The sequence below is a fragment of the Pseudarthrobacter sp. Pseusp20 genome, assembly GCF_059492155.1.
In genome coordinates this window covers 4,467,442-4,486,516 of sequence record NZ_CP168521.1, presented here as the reverse complement: position 1 = coordinate 4,486,516, position 19,075 = coordinate 4,467,442, and the positions used below count along the sequence as shown (strand labels likewise).

The 19,075-nt window shown below is 65.8% G+C and carries 15 protein-coding genes; 7 read left to right on the top strand and 8 right to left on the bottom strand.

Features of this window, described 5'->3' with window-relative positions:
* Nucleotides 1-209 precede the first annotated feature (209 nt).
* Both dctA and ACEN9K_RS20770 read right to left on the bottom strand, forming a co-directional pair.
* The gene (gene dctA / locus ACEN9K_RS20775; protein WP_134164971.1) at nucleotides 210-1,520 is read right to left on the bottom strand and encodes a C4-dicarboxylate transporter DctA; all 1,311 of its coding nucleotides are present in this window, start codon (nucleotides 1,518-1,520) and stop codon (nucleotides 210-212) included.
* Between the two features lie 57 nt (nucleotides 1,521-1,577).
* A complete protein-coding gene (locus ACEN9K_RS20770) occupies nucleotides 1,578-2,720 on the bottom strand; it encodes a PrpF domain-containing protein (RefSeq protein ID WP_495634988.1) in 1,143 nt (380 codons plus the stop codon).
* A 128-nt stretch (nucleotides 2,721-2,848) separates the two neighbouring features.
* Between ACEN9K_RS20770 and ACEN9K_RS20765 the strand changes: the two genes are divergently transcribed.
* Nucleotides 2,849-3,754: a LysR family transcriptional regulator gene (locus ACEN9K_RS20765; RefSeq protein WP_495634987.1), complete on the top strand. Its 906-nt coding sequence runs from the start codon at nucleotides 2,849-2,851 to the stop codon at nucleotides 3,752-3,754.
* Nucleotides 3,755-3,796: 42 nt separating this feature from the next.
* On the opposite strand, the gene ACEN9K_RS20760 is transcribed toward ACEN9K_RS20765, so the two are convergent.
* The 5 genes from ACEN9K_RS20760 to ACEN9K_RS20740 form a co-directional block, all read right to left on the bottom strand.
* Nucleotides 3,797-4,768: a serine hydrolase domain-containing protein gene (locus ACEN9K_RS20760; RefSeq protein ID WP_495634986.1), complete on the bottom strand. Its 972-nt coding sequence runs from the start codon at nucleotides 4,766-4,768 to the stop codon at nucleotides 3,797-3,799.
* A gap of 78 nt (nucleotides 4,769-4,846) precedes the next feature.
* Entirely contained in the window at nucleotides 4,847-5,965 is a 1,119-nt protein-coding gene (locus tag ACEN9K_RS20755; RefSeq protein WP_056392020.1) for an ABC transporter substrate-binding protein, read from the bottom strand.
* A 32-nt stretch (nucleotides 5,966-5,997) separates the two neighbouring features.
* On the bottom strand, nucleotides 5,998-7,782 hold the full coding sequence (locus ACEN9K_RS20750; RefSeq protein ID WP_018772059.1) for an ABC transporter permease: 1,785 nt from the start codon (nucleotides 7,780-7,782) through the stop codon (nucleotides 5,998-6,000).
* The gene (locus tag ACEN9K_RS20745; protein ID WP_223992978.1) at nucleotides 7,779-8,876 is read right to left on the bottom strand and encodes an ABC transporter ATP-binding protein; all 1,098 of its coding nucleotides are present in this window, start codon (nucleotides 8,874-8,876) and stop codon (nucleotides 7,779-7,781) included. The genes ACEN9K_RS20750 and ACEN9K_RS20745 overlap by 4 nt, the downstream gene beginning before the upstream one ends.
* A gap of 39 nt (nucleotides 8,877-8,915) precedes the next feature.
* On the bottom strand, nucleotides 8,916-10,007 hold the full coding sequence (locus ACEN9K_RS20740; RefSeq protein WP_223992976.1) for a PrpF domain-containing protein: 1,092 nt from the start codon (nucleotides 10,005-10,007) through the stop codon (nucleotides 8,916-8,918).
* A 320-nt stretch (nucleotides 10,008-10,327) separates the two neighbouring features.
* Here ACEN9K_RS20740 and ACEN9K_RS20735 point away from each other — a divergent pair, with 320 nt between their 5' ends.
* The 5 genes from ACEN9K_RS20735 to ACEN9K_RS20715 all read left to right on the top strand — a co-directional run bounded on the left by ACEN9K_RS20735 (nucleotide 10,328) and on the right by ACEN9K_RS20715 (nucleotide 16,073).
* Complete coding sequence (locus ACEN9K_RS20735; RefSeq protein WP_223992974.1) at nucleotides 10,328-10,996, top strand: GntR family transcriptional regulator; 669 nt, start codon at nucleotides 10,328-10,330, stop codon at nucleotides 10,994-10,996.
* Nucleotides 10,997-11,115: 119 nt separating this feature from the next.
* Complete coding sequence (gene tcuA, locus ACEN9K_RS20730; RefSeq protein ID WP_495634985.1) at nucleotides 11,116-12,579, top strand: FAD-dependent tricarballylate dehydrogenase TcuA; 1,464 nt, start codon at nucleotides 11,116-11,118, stop codon at nucleotides 12,577-12,579.
* 41 nt (nucleotides 12,580-12,620) lie between these two features.
* On the top strand, nucleotides 12,621-13,256 hold the full coding sequence (locus ACEN9K_RS20725) for a GntR family transcriptional regulator (protein WP_347886994.1): 636 nt from the start codon (nucleotides 12,621-12,623) through the stop codon (nucleotides 13,254-13,256).
* A 328-nt stretch (nucleotides 13,257-13,584) separates the two neighbouring features.
* Nucleotides 13,585-14,496, top strand: coding sequence for an intradiol ring-cleavage dioxygenase (locus ACEN9K_RS20720; RefSeq protein WP_495634984.1), 912 nt, complete (start codon nucleotides 13,585-13,587; stop codon nucleotides 14,494-14,496).
* A gap of 116 nt (nucleotides 14,497-14,612) precedes the next feature.
* A complete protein-coding gene (locus ACEN9K_RS20715; protein ID WP_495634983.1) occupies nucleotides 14,613-16,073 on the top strand; it encodes a polysaccharide deacetylase family protein in 1,461 nt (486 codons plus the stop codon).
* 344 nt (nucleotides 16,074-16,417) lie between these two features.
* Here ACEN9K_RS20715 and ACEN9K_RS20710 read toward each other — a convergent pair whose 3' ends face one another.
* The gene (locus ACEN9K_RS20710; protein WP_223995313.1) at nucleotides 16,418-17,521 is read right to left on the bottom strand and encodes a LacI family DNA-binding transcriptional regulator; all 1,104 of its coding nucleotides are present in this window, start codon (nucleotides 17,519-17,521) and stop codon (nucleotides 16,418-16,420) included.
* A 167-nt stretch (nucleotides 17,522-17,688) separates the two neighbouring features.
* On the opposite strand from ACEN9K_RS20710, the gene ACEN9K_RS20705 reads away from it, so the two are divergent.
* A complete protein-coding gene (locus ACEN9K_RS20705) occupies nucleotides 17,689-19,041 on the top strand; it encodes an NAD(P)H-dependent oxidoreductase (RefSeq protein WP_268002151.1) in 1,353 nt (450 codons plus the stop codon).
* Nucleotides 19,042-19,075 lie beyond the last annotated feature (34 nt).

The following is a 19,075-nucleotide window of genomic DNA, read 5'->3' as shown; positions in this document are numbered from 1 at the left end:
CGAGGGCTGGGGCGCTAGTCGGTTTCCGGGCTCTGGCAGTAGAAGCAGGTGCCGGCGTCGCAGTCTTCTGCAGTTTCCTGTTCCGTTTGGCGCTCACTCATTTCGGGTCCTTTCCGTGCGGATTGTGAAGTAGTACCCCTTGCAGGGGTTTGCCCGGGACCCCTGCCGGGATCCCGGGCAAACACTGATGGTGGTGGGCTGGCGGCCGGTTAGTGGGCCAGGGCCGGTTCGGCCAGCTGAACCTTCTCCGCCTCGGTGGGCACGAAGCCCGCCTGGAGCTCGGAGCGGAGCTTGACCATGTCCAGCTCACCCTGCCACTTGGCGATTGCCACGCAGGAGACGATGTTGCAGACCGTGCTGGTGAGGGCACGGGCCTCGCTCATGAAGCGGTCGATGCCCACGATGAGGGCCACGCCGGCCACCGGCAGGGTGGGCATGACCGTCAGCGTCGCCACCAGGGCCACGAAACCACTTCCGGTGACGCCCGCCGCGCCCTTGGAGGTCAGCAGCATCATGCCGAGCATCAGCAGGATCTGGCCCCAGCTGAGGTGGATGTCGCAGGCCTGGGCGATGAACATGGAGGCGAGGGTGAGGTAGATGGCCGTTCCGGTCAGGTTGAAGGAGTAGCCGGTGGGGACCACCAGGCCCACAACGCTGCGGTCGCAGCCGATCCGTTCGAGCTTGGACAGCAGGCGCGGCAGAACCGGTTCGCTGGAGGACGTCGCGAGGACGATCAGGAATTCATCCTTGAAGTAGCGCAGGATCTGCCACAGGCTGAAGCCGGTCACCTTGGCCAGGATGCCCAGGCCGACCACCACGAAGACGATGCAGGCGGCGTAGAAGGCAAGGATCAGCATGCCGAGGTTTCCGATGGAGTGGGCGCCGTACTTGCCCACCGTGAAGGCCATGGCCCCAAAGGCTCCCAGCGGAGCCACCTTCATGATGTAGCCGAACATGATGAAGAGCAGCTTGTTGAAGCTGTTGACCACGTTCAGGGCCAGCTGGCCCGGTGCGCCGAGCTTGCTGAAGGCAAAGCCGCACAGCATTGCAATGACCAGCACGGGCAGGACCTCACCGTCGGCGAAGGCGCCAACGAAGGTGGTGGGGATGATGCTGAGGATGAAGTCCACGGGGTTGCTGCTGGGCAGTTGCGTGGTGTACTTCTGCGCCACCGAGGAGTCCAGGTGCGTGGGATCGATGTGCATCCCGGCGCCGGGCTGGAACAGCGTCACCGCGGCCAGGCCCAGGGCCAGGGCGAGTGCCGTCAGCGCGTAGAAGAGGCCAAGCGAACGGATCAGGGTGGGGCCCACCTTCTTGGTGTCCCGCAGCGAGGTGATGCCTCCGACGATGGTGCAGAACACGATGGGGGCGATCATGAACTTCACGAGTTTCACGAAGCCGTCGCCGATGGGCTTGAGGGACGAACCGAGGTCGGGCCACAGCGCGCCCACAACGACGCCGAGGGCGACTCCGATGAGTACCTGGACATACAGGTGTCCGAGGATGGATTTGATCTTCATTGAACAACTTCCTGGTTGGTGCGGCCCCTTAATGATGGGGCAAAGAGATAAGGGGTTTTAGGCAGACAGCTCGGCGGCCGGGGCCACGTCGATATCTGCGGTGGCGATGTGGCGGGCTGCCCGGTGGAGGGCCACTTCGCTGACGGCGCCGGTGTCATCGGTGATGATTTCGGCGGTGATCACGCCGGCGGGCGTCCCGACCCGCAGCAAGCGGGGAGTTCCGGTGCCGGTGGAGGGTGATTGGCCTGCTGCGTTGGCTACGACCGATGACTGCAGCGAGGATGCAAGGGCAACTGCCACGGCTGAGGTCAGGCCGATGGCCGGGTGGGGTGCGAGCATGGACAGCATCCGCACCCGCACGTCGTGGCTGCCGGCGGTGATGGTTGTTCCGTCCGCGGCGATGTAGTCGCCGGCTGGCGCCACAACCCCGACTTTCGGGACAGCGTTCTGCGGCGGATCCTCAGGCTTCCGCAGCCCCATGATGAGGCCGGCTGATGCCCGTGCCGCGATGAGGTCCGGCAGCTGGGCGGTGAGGTTGTCCGCCATTGAGGAAAGATCGACGCCGGCCTGGTCGGCTGCGAGGAGCACGGCAGGGGCGCCGGCGTCCACCATCGTTGCGCCCAGGGTCCTGCCGTTGACCTGGAGTTGGTCCACGGTGTTGCCGGTAGGCAGGAGTGCGCCGGTGTTCTGGCCCCAGGGGCCGTGGAACGAGAGGCTGACGGGAACACCGGCGGCGCTGCTGCCCGGAACCCGTGCCAGGCCGGACTTGGGAATGTGGCCGCCGGGAGTTGGAACCGCTCCGCTGAGCACGGCGCCGGAAGTGACGTGGCGCATGCGGACCTTGGTCATGCCGTCCCGGGCGGGAACGATGCCCGTCTGGACGGCGAACAGGGCAATGGCGGTGGCGCAGTTGCCGCAGTTGGAACCCAGCTCAACGGTGGGGTCACCGATCCCCACCTGGGCGAAAAGGTAGTCGAGGTCTGCCTCGGCACCAGGGGTTGCCCAGATGACCGCAGCCTTTGACGTGGTGGACGTTCCGCCCCCGACGCCGTCCAGCTGCCGCGCATCCGCTGCGCCGAAAGCGGCTGACAGCAGTGCGGGGATTTCCTCGCGGGTGGAGGCGTGGAGGGCCACGTCCCTGGCATCGAAGAGCCAGCACTTGCTGGTGCCGCCCCGGTACCAATGTCCTTTGAGTCCCACTGTATTTCTCCCTCGTAACTTGCAGGTGCTCTACTTCACAGCACCTTGTACTTCTACGATCCGGGATGGGAGCCTTCAGCACAATCGCAAATAAATGGACGAGTATCTACTTTTGCTAAACTCAGTGCATGGCAATCCTCGATCTCCACCGGCTCCATGTGCTCCGTGAGGTGGGCCGTTCCGGCTCCCTGACCTCGGCTGCTGCCGCCCTTTCCTTCACCACCTCGGCGGTGTCGCAGCAGATAGCCAAACTCGAGCAGGAGATGGGCGTGGTCCTCATCGAGCGCCATCCCCGGGGCGTGGTCCTGACCGAGGCGGGGCACGCCCTGCTGCACTACGCCGACGACATCGACAGGACCGTTGAAGCCGCCCGTGCCGAAATGGGGGAGTTCGCGGGCCTTCGGCGGGGCCAGCTCCGGCTTGGGACCTTTCCCACCGGCGGGGCCTCCCTGATGCCCGACGTTGTGCTGGCGTTCCGCGCCCGCCACCCGGAGGTGGCAGTGACGGTTGTCAGCGCCCGCCGGGACGGCCTGCTGGAGCGGCTGCGGCGGCGGGAAATCGAACTGACGCTGCTGTGGGATTATCCCTGGCAGCAGATCGAGGACCCTGACCTGGCCCTGGTCAGGCTGACGAACGATCCAACAGTGCTGCTGGTACCGCGGGAGCACCCCATTGCGAAACTGGGCTCGGTCCGCATCGGCGCCTTGAGCGACCAGGAATGGGTGGTGCGCGATGAGCACCCCGTGGCCGATGTCCTCAGCCGGGTATGCCGCGACGCCGGGTTCGAACCGCGGATCGCCTTCGCCGCCAACGATTACCAGGAGACACAGGGCATGGTGGCGGCCGGTATCGGGATCGCCCTGGCACCCAGGCTGGCGCTGACGGCCCTGCGCCCCGACGTGGTGGCGGTCCCGCTCGCCGGATCGCCGAAGCGCCGGATCCTCCTGGCCCACCTGGCAAACCGGCGGCTCAGCCCCGCGGCGCAGCAGGCAACCAAGGTGTTCCGTTCCATCGCCAAGGGCACGGCTTCCTGACAAAGGAGGGTGCCGCCGTCGTACTGTGCCTTTCCTGACGCCCTACCGGGCCAGGGGCCCGGCAACCAGCGCCCGGGCAAGGTCCATGAATTCGGCGTGGGTCACCGGAGCGGGGCCTGCCGTCGAGGCAGCTGCCGTGTGGGTGTTCCGGGCGACGGCGAAGCTGTCGCTGACGAAGCGCCGGTGCACAATGACGCTCCCGATCGCCGGCAGGACCAGCAGGAACTGGCCGTAGTTGCCCGCGGCCAGGAACGCCCCCTGCCACTGCGGGCCGGATTCCCGGGGAAGCCACCACAGGTAGCCGTAGTCGCAGGTGCCAAAACCGGTGGCCGGCGCCATGTCTGCGCGCCTGACATGGGTGGCCACGCTGTCCCTGACCCACTCCCGGGGGACATGCTGCCGTCCCTCCCACCGGCCGCCGGCAGCCATCAGCATCCCGATCTTCGCCAGGTCCCGGGCGGAGAGGAAGAGATGGTAGGCAGGGAAGGCGGACTTTCGGCCGTCCCCGAGCATTCGCTGGCGTGTGGGGTCGTAGTCGTCGAACCCCAGCGGACCGGCCAGGTGCTTCTGAAACGCTTCGAAGACGGTCAGGCCGCTGGCCTTCTCGAAGATCGCGCCCGCGGCGTTGAAATCCCAGTTGTTGTAGAGGAAATACTGCCCCGGTGCTTTTGTGCCACGTGAAGGGAAAACATCCTCGTCACTGCCCGGGCTGGAGGGCGGATGGTAGACGCCCGAACGCGACGTCAACAGGTCACGGAGCCGGGCCGTCCGCTCGATGGGCAGCAGGCCGCCAACATCATCAACACCGAGCTCATCGAGGGTGGCGTCGAGGCTGACCGTGCCGGCGTCCACCTGGATTCCGAAAAGGATCGAAAGCAGGCTCTTGCGCACGGAGGCGACGTAACTGGCGCGGGTGGTGTCGCCGAGTTCAAGGATGGTCCTGCCGTCCTGGCGGACCAGCAGGGACGAGGTGTTCCGGGGCACCGGAAGTGCGGGGACGTGGACGGCGGTCACGGGGCTCCTGGTGGCGGGTGAATGAAAAAAGCCTGGGGACCCGGCGGAGGCCGAGTCCCCAGGCACGGGATTGCGGGGTTACTTGGTGTAGCCGAAGACCTGGTTCCACTTGGCAAGGTCGTCCTTGCCGTAGGTCACGGCGTCGGTGTTCTGCATGCGGTAGACCTTGCCGGAATCGACGGCGGGGAGCGTCACGCCCATGATGGTGGGCGGTGCCACGTCGGTGCGGACCGGGTATTCACCGATCTGCGCAAAGACCTGCTGGCCCTGCTTGGAAAGGTTGTAGTTCATGAAGACCTTCGCGGCTTCCACGTTCGTGGCGGTGCCCGTCATGCCCAGGTAATAGTCGTACGAGACGAGTCCTTCCTCGGGGACGATGAACTTGACCGGGGCCTTGTCCTGGACGGCCGAGATGTTGGTGCCGCTGATGGTGACCGTGCCCACGGCCACTTCACCGCGGGCCAGCGCCGTGGCTTCAGCACCCAGGGAGTCGTAGATCTTGGGCTTCTGCGCAGCGTACTTGGCGAAGTAGTCGCCGCCCATCTTGGTTTCCATGAACCTGTTCAGCGCAGCGGTGCTGCCGCCCGAGCCGCCCTGGACGATGCCCAGCTTGCCCTGCCACTTGCCGCCGACGGCATCCGCCCAGGACTTGGGGGCATCGGCTTCCTTCACCAGCTGGGTGTTGTACCCCAGGGTGTAGACGGAGTTGAACATGCGGGTGAACTGGCCGCCGTCCACGGAAACGTCCTTGAGGGCCGAGGCGCCGGGTACGTCATAGGCCTTCCAGACCTTGGCGTCCTCCATGGACTTGGCAATCCGGTAGTCGGAGGTGCGGATGACGTCGGCGCTGAGCTTGCCGGCGCCCTGTTCGGAGAGAACGCGTTCGGAGAGCTTGTTCGGGGTGAGCCGGACGACGTTGACCTTGATGCCGGTGTCCTTGGTGAAGGCGTCAACCAGCGCGCTTTCAGAGGAATCGGTGTAGCCGGAGTAGAGGGACAGGGTCTGGGTCTTGGCCTTCTCGTAGGTGTCCTTGTCCGCGATGGATTCGCCGTTGATCACCAGTCCGTTGTCGGTGTTCACAGCTGCGGTGGCAGTGACCACGCCGGCACTCTGGGCGGGGCTTCCGCACCCGGCCAGGCTGAGGGCGAGCAGCACTCCGGCTGCGGTGAAGGCGGGAAGTTTGGACGCTAACTTCATTGTGGGTGTCCCTTTCAAAGGTGGGTGTGAGGTCAGTTCTTGGTCTTGCGTTCGCCGCCGACTTTTTGGGCGATGACGGCGAGGATTCCGATGACGAGGCAGTACAGGACGCTGACGGCGGCAGCTGCCTGGCTCTGGCCGTTGTCGAAGTTGTCGAACACGAGGATGGACAGGATCCGGGTGTTCGAGGTGAAGAGGAAGATGGAGGCGCTGAGCTCACGCATGGACAGCATGAGGAAGAGCAGGAACGAGGACATGATGCCGACGCGCATCAGGGGCAGGGTGACGTCCAGGACGGAACGGGTCCGTCCGGCGCCGAGCATGACCGCGCTGTCCTCGAGGTCCTGGTCCATCTGGAGCATCGATGCGGAGACGCCGCGGTAGCCCTGGGGCATGAACACTGCAACGCAGGCGACGGCGAGGATCGCCAGGGTGCCGTAGATGGGCAGGGGCAGCAGCAGCCAGGTCCAGAGCAGTCCGATGCCCATCACGATGGCGGGGACGGCAAGGGGGGTCATGGCGACCAGTTCGATCAGCCGTCCCACCTTGGACTTGGTGCGGTAGCGGATGTAGGAGGCGATGAAGCTGAGGGTGGTGCCGGCGAATGCCGCGATCAGGGCCACCAGCACGCTGTTCTTGAGGGCAAGCTGGAAATCGTTGGATCCGAGGACTTCGATCAGCTTGGCGAAGCTGAGGGAATTGGCCTCCAGCAGCTGCGACATCGAGGACACGAAGGGGGTGGCCTGCATGGACGCGGCGAGCAGTGCGAGCATGGGCAGGACGACGGACACGGCGAAGTAGGCCAGGGCCAGAATGGTGAAGGGCCAGCGCATCTTGCGCAGCGGCACCTGCCGGGGACGGTTGCCCTTGCCGGTCATGGTGGTGAATTTGCGCTTGTTGATGATGCGCTGCTGGATGAGGGTCACGGCCATCAGCGCAACGGTCAGGATCACGGCGACGCTGGCAGCCTGGTTGCTCTTGGCCGGAGTGGCACTCATGAGGCGGTAGATATAGGTGGGCAGCGTGTCCACGCCGGCGGGGTTGCCGATGACCTGGGCCACGGGGAAGTTTTCCATCGTCAGCGCGAAGACCAGGACGGCGGAGCCCAGGATGGCCGGCAGGGCCAGGGGCAGGGTGACGGTCCGCAGCATGGTGCGCAGCGGAGCCCCGTGGACGGTGGCAGCCTCCTCGAGGTCGGCGTTCATCATCGACAGCGAGCTGTGCAGCAGCAGGAAGGCGTACGGGGCGTAGAAGATTCCCAGCACGAACACCAGGCCCGGGAGGCTGTAGATGTTGATGGCGGCGTCAATGCCCAGGTCGCGGAGGAAGATGTTGATGTAGCCGGCGCTGGGCGAGCAGAGCAGGGACCAGGCCAGGGCGCCCACCAGGGCGGGGATGAACATCGGCGCCATGCCGATGAAGAAGATGAACTTCCGCCACGGCGCATCGGAGCGGGCGCACACGAAGGCCAGGAATGCGCCGATCAGCAGGGCGATGAGTGCCGAGCCTGCGCCGACCATGAGTGAGTTGACCAGGGCCCCGAGTGCTTCCGGGGTGGCCAGCAGCGCCAGGTTGGACAGCGTCAGGCCGCCCAGGGAGATGCTGCCCGGCCGGGGAACGCTGTCCGAGAACGCGGCGAGCAGGACCAGGGCAAGGGGGAGGACGATGAGGACGCCGAGGATGACCAGGACGATCAGGCCCGGCGTGTTCTTCCGGAGGCCGGCAAGGGTCCGGGCAGAGCGGTAGTTCCGGGGTTCGGGCTTCGGTGCCAGGCGGGCCTCGACGCGGCTGGCCGCCTCGGTGGTCTTGAGGCTCATGCGAGGACCTCAGCCGGCAGGATCTGGACTTCGCGGGGGTTGACGGTGACCCACACGCGGTCCCCCACCTTGTGCTGTTCGCCGCGCCTCAGCCCGCCCAGTGCGTCCAGTTCGGGCCCGGATTCCAGCTGGATCGCGTACCGGATGTCGTTCCCCTGGAAGCCCGCCACGCGTACCGTCCCCGGCCACGAGTTGGGGTGTTCGGTGGGCATGGCAGTGATCTGCAGGTCCTCGGCCCGGATGCAGACCTTGGGGGATGCGCCCGCATCACTGGCCTGCTGCGCCGACTGGATGGTGAGCTCACTGTTGGTGATGCGTGCGGTGGTGGCGCCGGTGGCCGTGCCCTCCGGGGTGCAGTCCATGATGTTGGAAACACCCAGGAAGTGGGCGATCGAGGCGCTGGCGGGTGCCTCGTACATGTGCTGCGGGGCGCCCATCTGCACAATCCGGCCGCCCTGGAGCAGGGCGATGCGGTCTGCCAGGGCGAAGGCTTCGTGCTGGTCGTGGGTGACGTACACGCAGGTGAGCCCCAACTGGAGCTGGATCTCACGCAGTTCAACCCGGAGCCGGTCACGCAGGCGGGCGTCAAGGTTGGAGAGCGGTTCGTCGAGCATGAGCACGCTGGGCCGCATGACCAGGCTGCGTGCCAGGGCCACGCGCTGCATCTGGCCACCGCTGAGCAGGCTGGCGCCGCGGTCGGCGTAGGGCTCCAGGCCGACCAGCGTGAGCGCCTCCATGACGCGCTCATCGATTTCGCTCTTGGAGAGTTTTTTCTGCTTGAGCGAATAGGCAACGTTCTGGGCAACCGTCATGTGCGGCCATACCGCGTAGGACTGGAAGACCATGCCGACGTTGCGCTTGTTCGGGGGCAGGTTGATGCCCTTTTCGGAGTCGAAGACCACAACGTCGTCGATGATGATCCGCCCCGAGGTGGGCTCCTCCAGGCCGGCGATGCAGCGCATCGTGCTGGTCTTGCCGCAGCCCGACTGGCCCAGGAGGACCAGTGCCTCGCCGTCTTCAATGTCGAGGTTGAGGTTTTCGATGGCAGTGAAGCTTCCGTACTTCAGCTGCAGGTTTTGAATGCTGATTTTCATGGCTGATTCCTTGGGCTGGGTTTTCCTGTAGGGGTTTCTTCAGTCACTTGGCACCAGGATGGTGCTTTCGCTGATGACGCGGGCCGAGCGTTGAAAGGAGACTTCAGCGGGATCGGCTGCATCCAATGCCAGCGCCGTCTTGCCTTTCAGTAAGTGGATAAAGAGTCCGGCCTCCGCCGCCGGAACCACGTTGCGCTGCACCACGCTGCCTGCGGTCCCCGAAGCAGCCGCGACGGCGACCGCGCTGGTGAGGCCGATGGCGGGGTGCAACGCGCTCATCGAGATCATCCGGACCGAAACGCCGGTTGCGCCTGCGGGCGGAGGCCCCACGACGCCAACCTTCGGAATGGAGCTGAGGTTCTGCGGCAGCCCCATCCGGCGGGCGGCCGCAGCGCGCAACTGCGGAGCGATCCGGACCAGTGCCTCCAAGGCTTCCTCGCTGGCGGTTGCGTCCAGCCCCAGGTCCTGTGCGGCAAAGAGTGCAGCCGGGGCGCCCGCGTCGATCAGTGTCGCCTGGTACCGCTTCCCGTCGACCTCGATGTCATCCGTGGCGTTGCCTGTGGGGAACTGTGCACCGTAGCTGGACCAGGAGTACTTCTGGAAGATGACGTCGATGGGGACGCCGGGGTAGTGCTGGCCGTCGAGGCGCCGCCCGCCGTAGGCCGGTACCTGCGCCCCCGGTGTGGGGATCTCGCAAACGAGGCGCAGCCCGGTCACGGTGTTCAGGATGGGGACCCGGGTGACTTCCCCGGTGGGAGCGACCAGCCCGGCATGGAGCGCGTAGAGGCCCAGCGCTGTTGCGCAGTTGCCGCAGTTGCTGGCCCACTCGACTGCCGGCTTGTCGATGGCCACCTGGGCGAACCGGTAGCGGACCGTTCCGTCCCGGTCGGTGCCGGCCACGGTGATCGCCTTGCTGGTGGTCGACGAGGCGCCGCCTACTCCGTCGATCTGGCGGAGATCCGGCGAACCGAAGGTGCGGATGAGGAGACGGTCCGTCTCCAGGGCGTCAGCCGGAAGGTCCTTGTCCCGGAATATCCAGCACTTGCTGGTGCCGCCACGGACGAGGGTGGCCGGCACCGGGGTGACCGGGAGGGTGCCGGCGTGCGGCTCTTCCCTGAATAGAAGCGTCATTGGTTCTCCTGAAAAACCCCGGGCTACCGTGTGCAGCCGCCGGATGAATGTTCAAAGCTGAGCAAACCAGAATCCGGTTATTACCCTGCTGTATGGCGTTGGTCACAAACGGTATACCGTTCATATGACTTAAGCAACAGTCTTCAAAAGATGAATACCGAAAGGGGAGTGTGGGTGCCTGGTGCTTTTGGGAGAGTGTGCGAAATATCGGCACGGTGTTCACAGCCCGCCGGAACGGTATGCAGTGCGCTAGAATTACGGCTAAAGGTATGGCGCCGGCGCGTCCTGCCGCTTGTTTGCATGAAGACCGGAGGCCGCCCGTGGCGTCGCAACCAGAGACAAGCCCCTACCTGATGATCAGGAACGCCATCATCTCGCAGGAGCTGCCTCCCCGTGCCCAGCTCGTTGAAAGCGCCCTGGCCAAGAAGTACAACGTCTCCCGGACGCCCATCAGGGAAGCCTTGCGGCGCCTCGAAACCGAGGGGCTCGTGGAGCGCTACGGTTCACGCATGCAGGTGCGGGAGTACCGCCCGGAGGAGATGCTGGACCTCTATGAGGTGCGGACCTTCCTGGAGGAGGCGGCCGCAAAAACTGCGGCTCTCCGGCACACGGACATGGACCTGATGCTGATCGACCGCGCGCACCAGGCCATGGTCACCCTTGATTTCGATGCTGCCACTCCGGCTGAACTGGCCGCCGCCAACCGCACCTTCCATGAGCGCATCTGGGCCGCCAGCCACAGCGCCGCCCTCCTTGACCTGCTCGACCGGATCCTGGTCCACTTCATCCGCTACCCCGGCACCACGCTCTCCACCAAGGAGCGCTGGGACCGCGTGCTGAAGGAGCACGAGGAGCTGCTGGTTGCCATCCGCGCACGGAACGCGGAGGAGGCCGGCCGCATCGCCAGCGCCCACATGGACGAAGCAAAGAACATCCGCATCCAGATGTACATCGACGCCCAGGAAATCAGCCACCCGCGCCTGGGGTAGCCACCACCTCCGGCACTCACCCTCTCCTGCCATGCCCCCAAGCATGTGCCGCCACCCCATTGCATGCGACGGCATACTTATGTATACAATCGTGTACAGCGATGGAGCTGAGGAGATTGATGATGATCAAGAGCGACGTTTTGGTAGTGGGCGGCGGCAACGCCGGATTTGCGGCAGCACTTGCAGCCGCCGAGCGTGGACGCAAAGTTGTCCTGCTGGAAAAGGCGCGGGAAGCCGCCTCGGGCGGCAACAGCTTCTACACCGCCGGTGCCACGCGCATCTCCCACGACGGGCTCCAGGAGCTCATCGAATTCGTGGAACCGGATGAGCGGCACGCCGCCAGCGAAGTCCCCGCGTACACCGCTGCCGAATACCTTGCCGATCTGTCCAAGGTCTCTGAAGGGCGCAACGACCCCGAACTGTCCGCGGTCCTGGTCAACGAAAGCAACCCGACCTTGCGCTGGCTTCAGGGCATGGGACTCAAATACCGCCTGATGTACGAACGCCAGGCGTACCGGACCCAGGACGGCGGGTATCTGTTCTGGGGCGGACTGCACGTGGGCAACGTGGGCGGCGGCAAGGGACTCATGGCCGACCACCGCGCCGCCGCGGAGCGCATGGGCGTGGAGGTCATCTACGACTGCGCAGCCACCGGCCTCATCCAGGAGGACGGCCGCGTGCGCGGCGTCCGGTACCGCACGTCAACCGGGGAAGGCGAGCTCCGGGCCGAGTCGGTCATCCTCGCCTCGGGAGGTTTTGAAGCCTCACCTGAACTGCGCCGCCAACACCTGGGGGAGGGCTGGCAGAACGCGAAAGTACGCGGCACGCCGGGCAACACGGGGGAGATGATCCTGGCCGCCCTCGACGCCGGGGCGGCCAGGGGCGGCGACTGGTCCACGTGCCACAGCGTGGCCTGGGACGCCTGGCACCCGGAGAACGAGAGCAACCTGGCGCTCACCAACCAGCTCACCCGCGGCGGGTACCCGCTGGGCATCGTGGTGAACAGCGACGGGAAGCGGTTCGTGGACGAGGGCGCCGACTACCGCAACTACACCTACGCGAAGTACGGCCGGGACATCCTTGCCCAGCCGGGCTCGGCCGCCTTCCAAATCTTTGACGCTTCTTCCCGCCCCATGCTGCGCGCCGAGGAGTACGACATGCCGGGCGTCTCGGTGGTCACCGCTCCAACCCTCGCCGAGCTGGCCCAAAAGGCCGGTATCAGCCCCGAGGGTTTGGAGGAGACGGTGCACAACTTCAATGCTTCGATCACCGGCAGCTCGCCCTTCGACCCCAACGTCAAGGACGGACGCCGGGCCGACACCCAGCCGCCGAAGAGCAACTGGGCCCGCAGCATCGCCACCGGCCCGTTCTACGCTTTCCCGGTGACCTGCGGCATCACCTTCACATTCGGTGGCCTCAAGACGGACACGTGGGGCCGCGTGCTCACGGAAGACGCGGAGCCGCTCGAAGGGCTGTATTCCTGCGGGGAAGCGCTGGGCGGACTGTTCAGAGGAAACTACCCCGGCGGCTCCGGGCTTGCGGCGGGCGCCGTCTTCGGCCGCCGTGCCGGCTCCATCGCCTAGGCAAGACAGCAGCCCCCACCAGCAACGGAAAAGAGGAAAAAGTGGCCAGTCCCATCCATCAGCGGCTCCGCGAGGACGTTCTCGCGAGCGTCTTTGCCCCTGACGAGCCGCTCACGGAGGCCAAGCTCACCGAGCGCTACGGGGCTTCCCGGACACCGGTGCGGGAGGCGCTGCAGCGGCTGGAGCAGGACGGGCTGGTGGAACGGCGCGGCAAGGCGGTGGTGGTCCGCACGCATTCGGCCGAGGAGATCATCGACATCTACGAGTCGAGGATCATCCTGGAGCAGGCCGCGGCTGCCAAGGCCGCCGTCAAGGCAACCGCCCTGGACCGCCAGCTGCTCGCGGGGCTGCTGACGCAGATGCAGCAGCTGGACCCCAGCGACGGCCGGGCGCTCGCCGAAACCAACCGCGCCTTCCATGCCCAGCTGTGGCACGCCACCCACAGCCCGTCGCTGATCGGACTGCTGGAACGCCTTGACCAGCAGGTGCGCCGGTACACCCTCACCACCCTGACCTACCCGGGGCGGTGGCCGGTGGTGCTGGCGGACTACGCCGAGCTGCTGGCCGCCATCGGGGACGGCGACTCCGAACGTGCGGGTGAGATCGCCGCCCGCCACATGTCCGACGCCTTGAACATCAGGCTGAAGATGTACGCCGACGATCCCAGGACGCTCTAGGCCGCCGGCGACCGCGGGCGTCCGCACCAGACCCGCCGGCAGATGTTCCTGCATACTCCATCGCAACAGGAAACCCGAAAGTCGGGCGCAGGGCGTCAGCCGGTGCAAAGAGGCGGGGCAGGCTCCAATGGGCCTGCCCCGCCTCGCTTTTCCGCGCCTTATGCGCCGGGCCGGCTTCGCTGGAAGGGACGACGACGGCGGCGGGTTACGTGCCGCCGTCGTACTATCTGCGGGGCTGGTTTCCTGCAGGGAAGCGCGCGTCCGGACGCACAGGAACGGCACAGCAGCAACCGGCCCACGACATAGCCCCGTGCGGTTTCCTTGCATCATGACCACTTCACGCACACCCCGCCAGCCCGACCTTGACCAGCCGCACCCCGACCACGACCGGGGGCTGGAGTTCGACTTGAACACCCTGGTAAGCCGCAGGTCCCTGGGACTGTTCCTGGGCGCAGGCGGTGCTGTGGCCGCGCTCGCCGCCTGCACGCCGGCCGGAACCTCTGGCTCTGTCTCCCCGGCATCAAGCACGGCGGCGGCCGCCACATCCTCCGCGTCTGCCACGACCACTGACTCCGCCGTCACTCCGACGCTGACCCGGGCCATCGCCGAGTGCGGCGTGGAAATCCCGCAGGAGACCGCAGGCCCCTATCCGGGGGATGGCTCCAACGGACCGAATGTCCTGGAGGCATCCGGGGTGGTGCGGAAGGACATCACGTCGAGCTTCGGGACTGCCTCCGCAAAGGCGGAGGGCGTTCCGCTGACCTTCATCCTGACCCTCCTGGACAACGCCAAGGGCTGCACCCCGATGGCCGGTGCCGCGGTGTACGCCTGGCACTGCGACCGGGACGGAAAATACTCGATGTACGACTCGAGCCTGAAGAACGAGAACTACCTGCGCGGCGTGCAGGAAGCCGACGCCAACGGGCAGGTCACGTTCACGTCGATCTTCCCGGCCGCCTACTCCGGGCGCTGGCCGCACATCCACTTCGAAGTGTTTGAGTCCATGAACAATGCCACCGCCGCCGGGCAGGTATTGGCCGTCTCCCAGATCGCGCTGCCGCAGGCGGCCTGCGACGACGTCTACGCCACCCCCGGATACGAGAAGAGCATCACCAACATGACCCGCACCACCCTGAAATCGGACAACGTCTTTGGGGACGACGGCGGCATCTACCAGCTGGCAACAATGAGCGGTTCAGCCGCTGCCGGCTACACAGCGGGACTCAACGTGACCATCTAGGCTGCCCGCAGCTCCCCGTTCCGAGCCACTGCCTCCGGTTTCGTCATGTGGGCCTGGTAGTAAGGGACAATCGAGAGGTCAACACCTGAGGAGCGTGCGGATCGATGGGGCTGGGTATGGGGCGCACCCGCGGGAGCGTGGCTGTTGCCTGCCTGCGTTTGTTCGTTGCCTCGCTCTGCGCAGCGGCGGTGCTGGCCAGCGGTGCTGGCAGTGCGGTGGCCCCTTCCCTGCTGCAGCCCCATGACCGGGTTTCCAGCCAGCCGCGGGTGGTGCCGATGCCACCGCCATTGTCGGACATGCTGGATCAGCCGGCCGCTGTCCCTGGCGGGTACCCGATGGCCTTGACGGCCCAGGTGGGAAACCACCACGTCCATGCGTCCTGGACCTACGTTGACGGGCTGCCCGCCTTCAACGCCCGGATTGACTCGTGGCTGCTGGGACTTCTGGATGCGGCGGCTCCGGCGGGTGGCCGCTACCGGCCCGCGATGGCACTGAACGCCGGCCAGCACCAGGGCCGGGAAATGGTCATTTCGGCCAAACCCGTCCAGGCCAAGGGCAATGTGCTCGTGGTCCGTCAAAGAGTGTCGGACGCCGGGCCGGACGGAGTCAGTGCGATGGCGGCCGCCACCGTTTATATCGACCTGGCCTCCGGCGCGGTCCGGAGCGGCACCGACCTGCTAAGGCCTGAGTCCATCCCCGCCATCCAGGCACGCGCGACGGGCATCCCTGCCGACATCGCCGCCCGCGCCCCTCAAGGAATCCCGACCGACCTTGTCCTCAGTCCGGAAGGCGAACTAACCGTCTCCGCAGGGCAGCCCGGCATGCCCGGCCGGGAGGTGACGGCCACGATGAATGCCGCAGACACGGCGGCTGCCCTCAGCGATTACGGCCGCCAAGTGCTGGGGCAGCTGAACGCCGCCGCAGCACCGCGCCCGGCAAGCGCCCCGGCCCATAGGCACGTGAACTGCGATATTGTCCCCTGCGCTGCACTGACCTACGACGACGGGCCCGACCCCCGCACCACGCCCCAGTTACTGGACATCCTGAAGGCCAACGACGCGCAGGCCACGTTCTTCATGACCGGGTCCAACACCACCGCCAACCCGGCCACCGCCAGGCAGGTTGCCGAGACCGGGTACGCAATCGGCAACCACACCTTCAGCCACCCCTACCTGACCAAGCTGTCACCGCCCGCGATCAGGAAAGAGATGGACCGGACGGATGCCGCGATCCTGGCCGCCACGGGTTCCACACCGGCCCTGATGCGTCCGCCGTACGGCGCGGCCGATGCAGCGGTCCAGGCGGCAGTGGGCAAACCATTGATGATCTGGGCAGTGGACTCGCTGGACTGGCAGAGCAAGAATCCGGCGGCCTTCGTGCCCAAGGTGCTGAAGGAGATCACGCCCGGCGCGATGGTGCTCATGCATGACGTCCAGCCCTCGACAATATCCGGGCAGCAGGAACTGATTGCGGGCCTGCAGGGGCAGGGCTACAAGCTGGTGTCCGTCCCCCAGCTCTTCGAGGGGATTCCGCTGCTGCCCGGGCACGTTTACCGGTCCCGGCCGGCGCGGCCGTAGGGCTGCGGCGGCCGGGCTGGCTGCTCAAGCCGGCTTTTGCCGCGAACCACCGGTGGGCGATGGCGCGCGGTCAGGAGGCGCTGGCCCTGGAACTGCGCCGACGCCGGCCAGGCGCCGACCCAGCCAAAATCCCTCCGCCCACTGGGCCCACGTTCGCACGCCTGTCCCGCTGGCGGCGGAAGGCGACACAGGCCTGACGTACCGGGCTGCCTTTGCTGGAAGGTTCGACGACGGCAGCGGGTGATTTCCGCCGTCGACCATTGCTGCGGGTGCTTTTCTCCGGGGCCATCAGCCTGCAGCTGACGGTACGGGGGAGTCCTTCCAGGGCTGGACCCTGCAGGCCTTTAGCGCGCGACCGGGGCGGTAACGGGCGCGCAGCTGTTGCGCGGCAGGTAGTCCGCTTTGACTTCGATGCGGCGGGCACCCTCCGGGAGCTTCCCCTGCATCCGTCCGAGCACCAGCTCGATGGCGTGAACGGCGAGCATGTCGAGCGGCTGGCGGATGACGCTCAGCGGGGGAGAGGTAAGTTCAGTCCAGGGATTGTCGTCAAAGACAATGAGCGAAAGCTGATCGGGGATGTCAGTGCCCATCTGGACGAGCCTGCGGACTGAACTTTGCACCTGTGCCGTGTTGGCAACGATGAGTGCTGTTGGCGGCTGGCGCATCGCAAGCAGCGATCCTACGGCGTCCCCGCCCGCGTCCCCGCGAAAAGGTACGTCACGTATCAGCGTGGGGTCTACTGGCAGGGAGGCGTTCCGGTGTGCAGCCCTGTAGCCGTTCAACCTCGCACTCCCGGTGGAGGTGGTTAGCGGGCCCGTGATCAGCCCGATCCGGGTATGGCCCAGGCTGATGAGATGCTCGGTTGAGCGTTGTCCCGAGTCAAAGTTTTCGATGCTGACAACATCGACATCTTCGAGTTCTTCGATGGCACGGTCGATGAAGACGACATTGACGCCGAGGTCGCGCAGGCGCCTCCATTTTTCGATGTTGCCCCCGGTGGGAGTGGCAATGACGCCACTGACCGACCGGTCCAGCAACGTATCCAGGGAGTCCGCCTCCAGGTGCGGATCCTCCTGCGTGGTCATCAACACCACCTGCACGCCATGGCTGCGCGCCTCCCAGACGATCCTGTCCGCCAGGCGGGCGAAGAACGGATTGGAGAGATCGGTGACCACCAGGCCGATGGTGAGGGCATGCCCGGCGCTGAGTTCACGCGCTGCCGCCCTGGGCCGGTAACCCAGTTCATCGATGACCCTCAAGACCTCTTGCCTCTTTGCGGGTGCGACCGGTCCCGACTCCGGGTTCAGTACCCGTGAGACCACAGAGACGGATACTCCCGCAGCAGACGCTACGTCGCGAATGGTAGGCGCTTTGCGCACCGCTCCTCCTTGAGACACAAGACCTTCGTGGTTATGACCTACGCGATTTCTTTCAGCCGTTTGCTTCATGACGCCGGGCTGGAAGGTGATCGTTGACACAGCTTATCAGCAGCTGGTACAAAAGTGGAACCGGTTCCACTCCGGACGGTTTTCCCACAAAACGCGACAAAGAAGTTGTGCCATCCGGCAAGCCGGAGGTGCTTTTCTTTGGCCAAGCACCCCCTAGAGAGATTCCCGTGAACCTTCATAAACTCCTCAGCGAGCGTGAGCAGCAGTCCCGTCCCATCCGCGTTGGACTGATCGGCGCCGGCCGCTACGGGACCATGTACCTGGCGCAGGCCAACAACATCCCCGGCATCCACGTTGTTGCCATTGCCGACATCAACGTCAAGCGGGCGCAGGGGGCCTTCGAGCTGGTGGACTGGCCTGCCTCCCAGGTAGCTCCCGATATCGCTACGGCGCTGAAGGACCGCTCCACCGCCATCGTCGCCAACGCTGACGAACTGTTCGACGTGGACATCGACGTCATTGTCGAAGCCACCGGTAACCCGATCGTCGGCATCAAGCACGCCCTGAAGGCAATCGAAACCAAGAAGCACATCATCATGGTGACCGTCGAAGCTGATGCCCTTGCCGGCCCTGCGCTGGCCAAGCGGGCCGAGGAAGCAGGCGTGGTCTACTCCATGGCCTACGGGGACCAGCCGGCCCTCATCATGGAACTCGTCGACTGGGCCCGCACCAGCGGCTTTGATGTGGTTTGCGCCGGCAAGGGCGCAAAATACCTGGAGCACTACCACGAGATGAACCCGGACAACGTCTGGGAGAACTGGGAGTTCTCCAAGGAATTGACCGACTCCGGCCAGCTCAACCCCTACATGCACACCTCGTTCCGCGACGGCACCAAGGCCGCCATCGAAATGGCGGCGGTGGCCAACGGCGCGGGGCTGGCCCCCTCCGATTCCGGCCTGAGCTTCACACCGGGCAACGTTGAAGAGATCGCCACCATCTGCCGCCCCGCATCCGTCGGTGGATCCCTGGCCCACGAAGGAAGCGTCGACGTCATGTCCAGCGTCAACCGCGACGGCAGCTGGATCAGCCACAACACCCAGGAGGGCGTCTTCGTCGTCGTCAAGGCAACCAACAATTACGTTTCCGGCTGCTTCAACGAATACCCCTGGCACCCGGACCCCACCGGCCAGTACGCCGCCCTGTACCGCCCCTACCACTACGTAGGCCTCGAACTGAACATGTCCATCGCCAACGCAGCCCTCCGCGGCATCCCCACCGGCGGGCCCGTCGGCTTCTATGGCGATGTGGTCGCTACCGCCAAGAAAGACCTCAAGGCCGGTGAATTCCTCGACGGCGAAGGCGGCTTCACGGTGTGGGGCAAGCTGGTTTCCGCCAAGCACTCGGTCTCCACCGGCGCCCTCCCCGTCGCCCTGGCCCACCACGTGGAGCTGCGTAACGATGTGCCCAAGGGAGCGATCGTTGGTTGGGACGATGTCATCATTGATGACTCCCTGTCCCAAGCGCTGGAACTCCGCCGCGAAACCGAAGCGCTGATTTCCGCCCCCGTCACCGTCTCCTGAACCAGTACCACCGCATCCTTCCAATGAAGAAAGG

Coding starts and splice junctions, on each gene's coding strand:
- tcuA (WP_495634985.1), top strand. CDS start 11,116: ATGATGATCAAGAGCGACGTTTTGGTAGTGGGCGGCGGCAACGCCGGA.
- ACEN9K_RS20745 (WP_223992978.1), bottom strand. CDS start 8,876: ATGAAAATCAGCATTCAAAACCTGCAGCTGAAGTACGGAAGCTTCACT.
- dctA (WP_134164971.1), bottom strand. CDS start 1,520: ATGAAGATCAAATCCATCCTCGGACACCTGTATGTCCAGGTACTCATC.
- ACEN9K_RS20710 (WP_223995313.1), bottom strand. CDS start 17,521: ATGAAGCAAACGGCTGAAAGAAATCGCGTAGGTCATAACCACGAAGGT.
- ACEN9K_RS20750 (WP_018772059.1), bottom strand. CDS start 7,782: ATGAGCCTCAAGACCACCGAGGCGGCCAGCCGCGTCGAGGCCCGCCTG.
- ACEN9K_RS20740 (WP_223992976.1), bottom strand. CDS start 10,007: ATGACGCTTCTATTCAGGGAAGAGCCGCACGCCGGCACCCTCCCGGTC.
- ACEN9K_RS20715 (WP_495634983.1), top strand. CDS start 14,613: ATGGGGCGCACCCGCGGGAGCGTGGCTGTTGCCTGCCTGCGTTTGTTC.
- ACEN9K_RS20765 (WP_495634987.1), top strand. CDS start 2,849: ATGGCAATCCTCGATCTCCACCGGCTCCATGTGCTCCGTGAGGTGGGC.
- ACEN9K_RS20720 (WP_495634984.1), top strand. CDS start 13,585: ATGACCACTTCACGCACACCCCGCCAGCCCGACCTTGACCAGCCGCAC.
- ACEN9K_RS20755 (WP_056392020.1), bottom strand. CDS start 5,965: ATGAAGTTAGCGTCCAAACTTCCCGCCTTCACCGCAGCCGGAGTGCTG.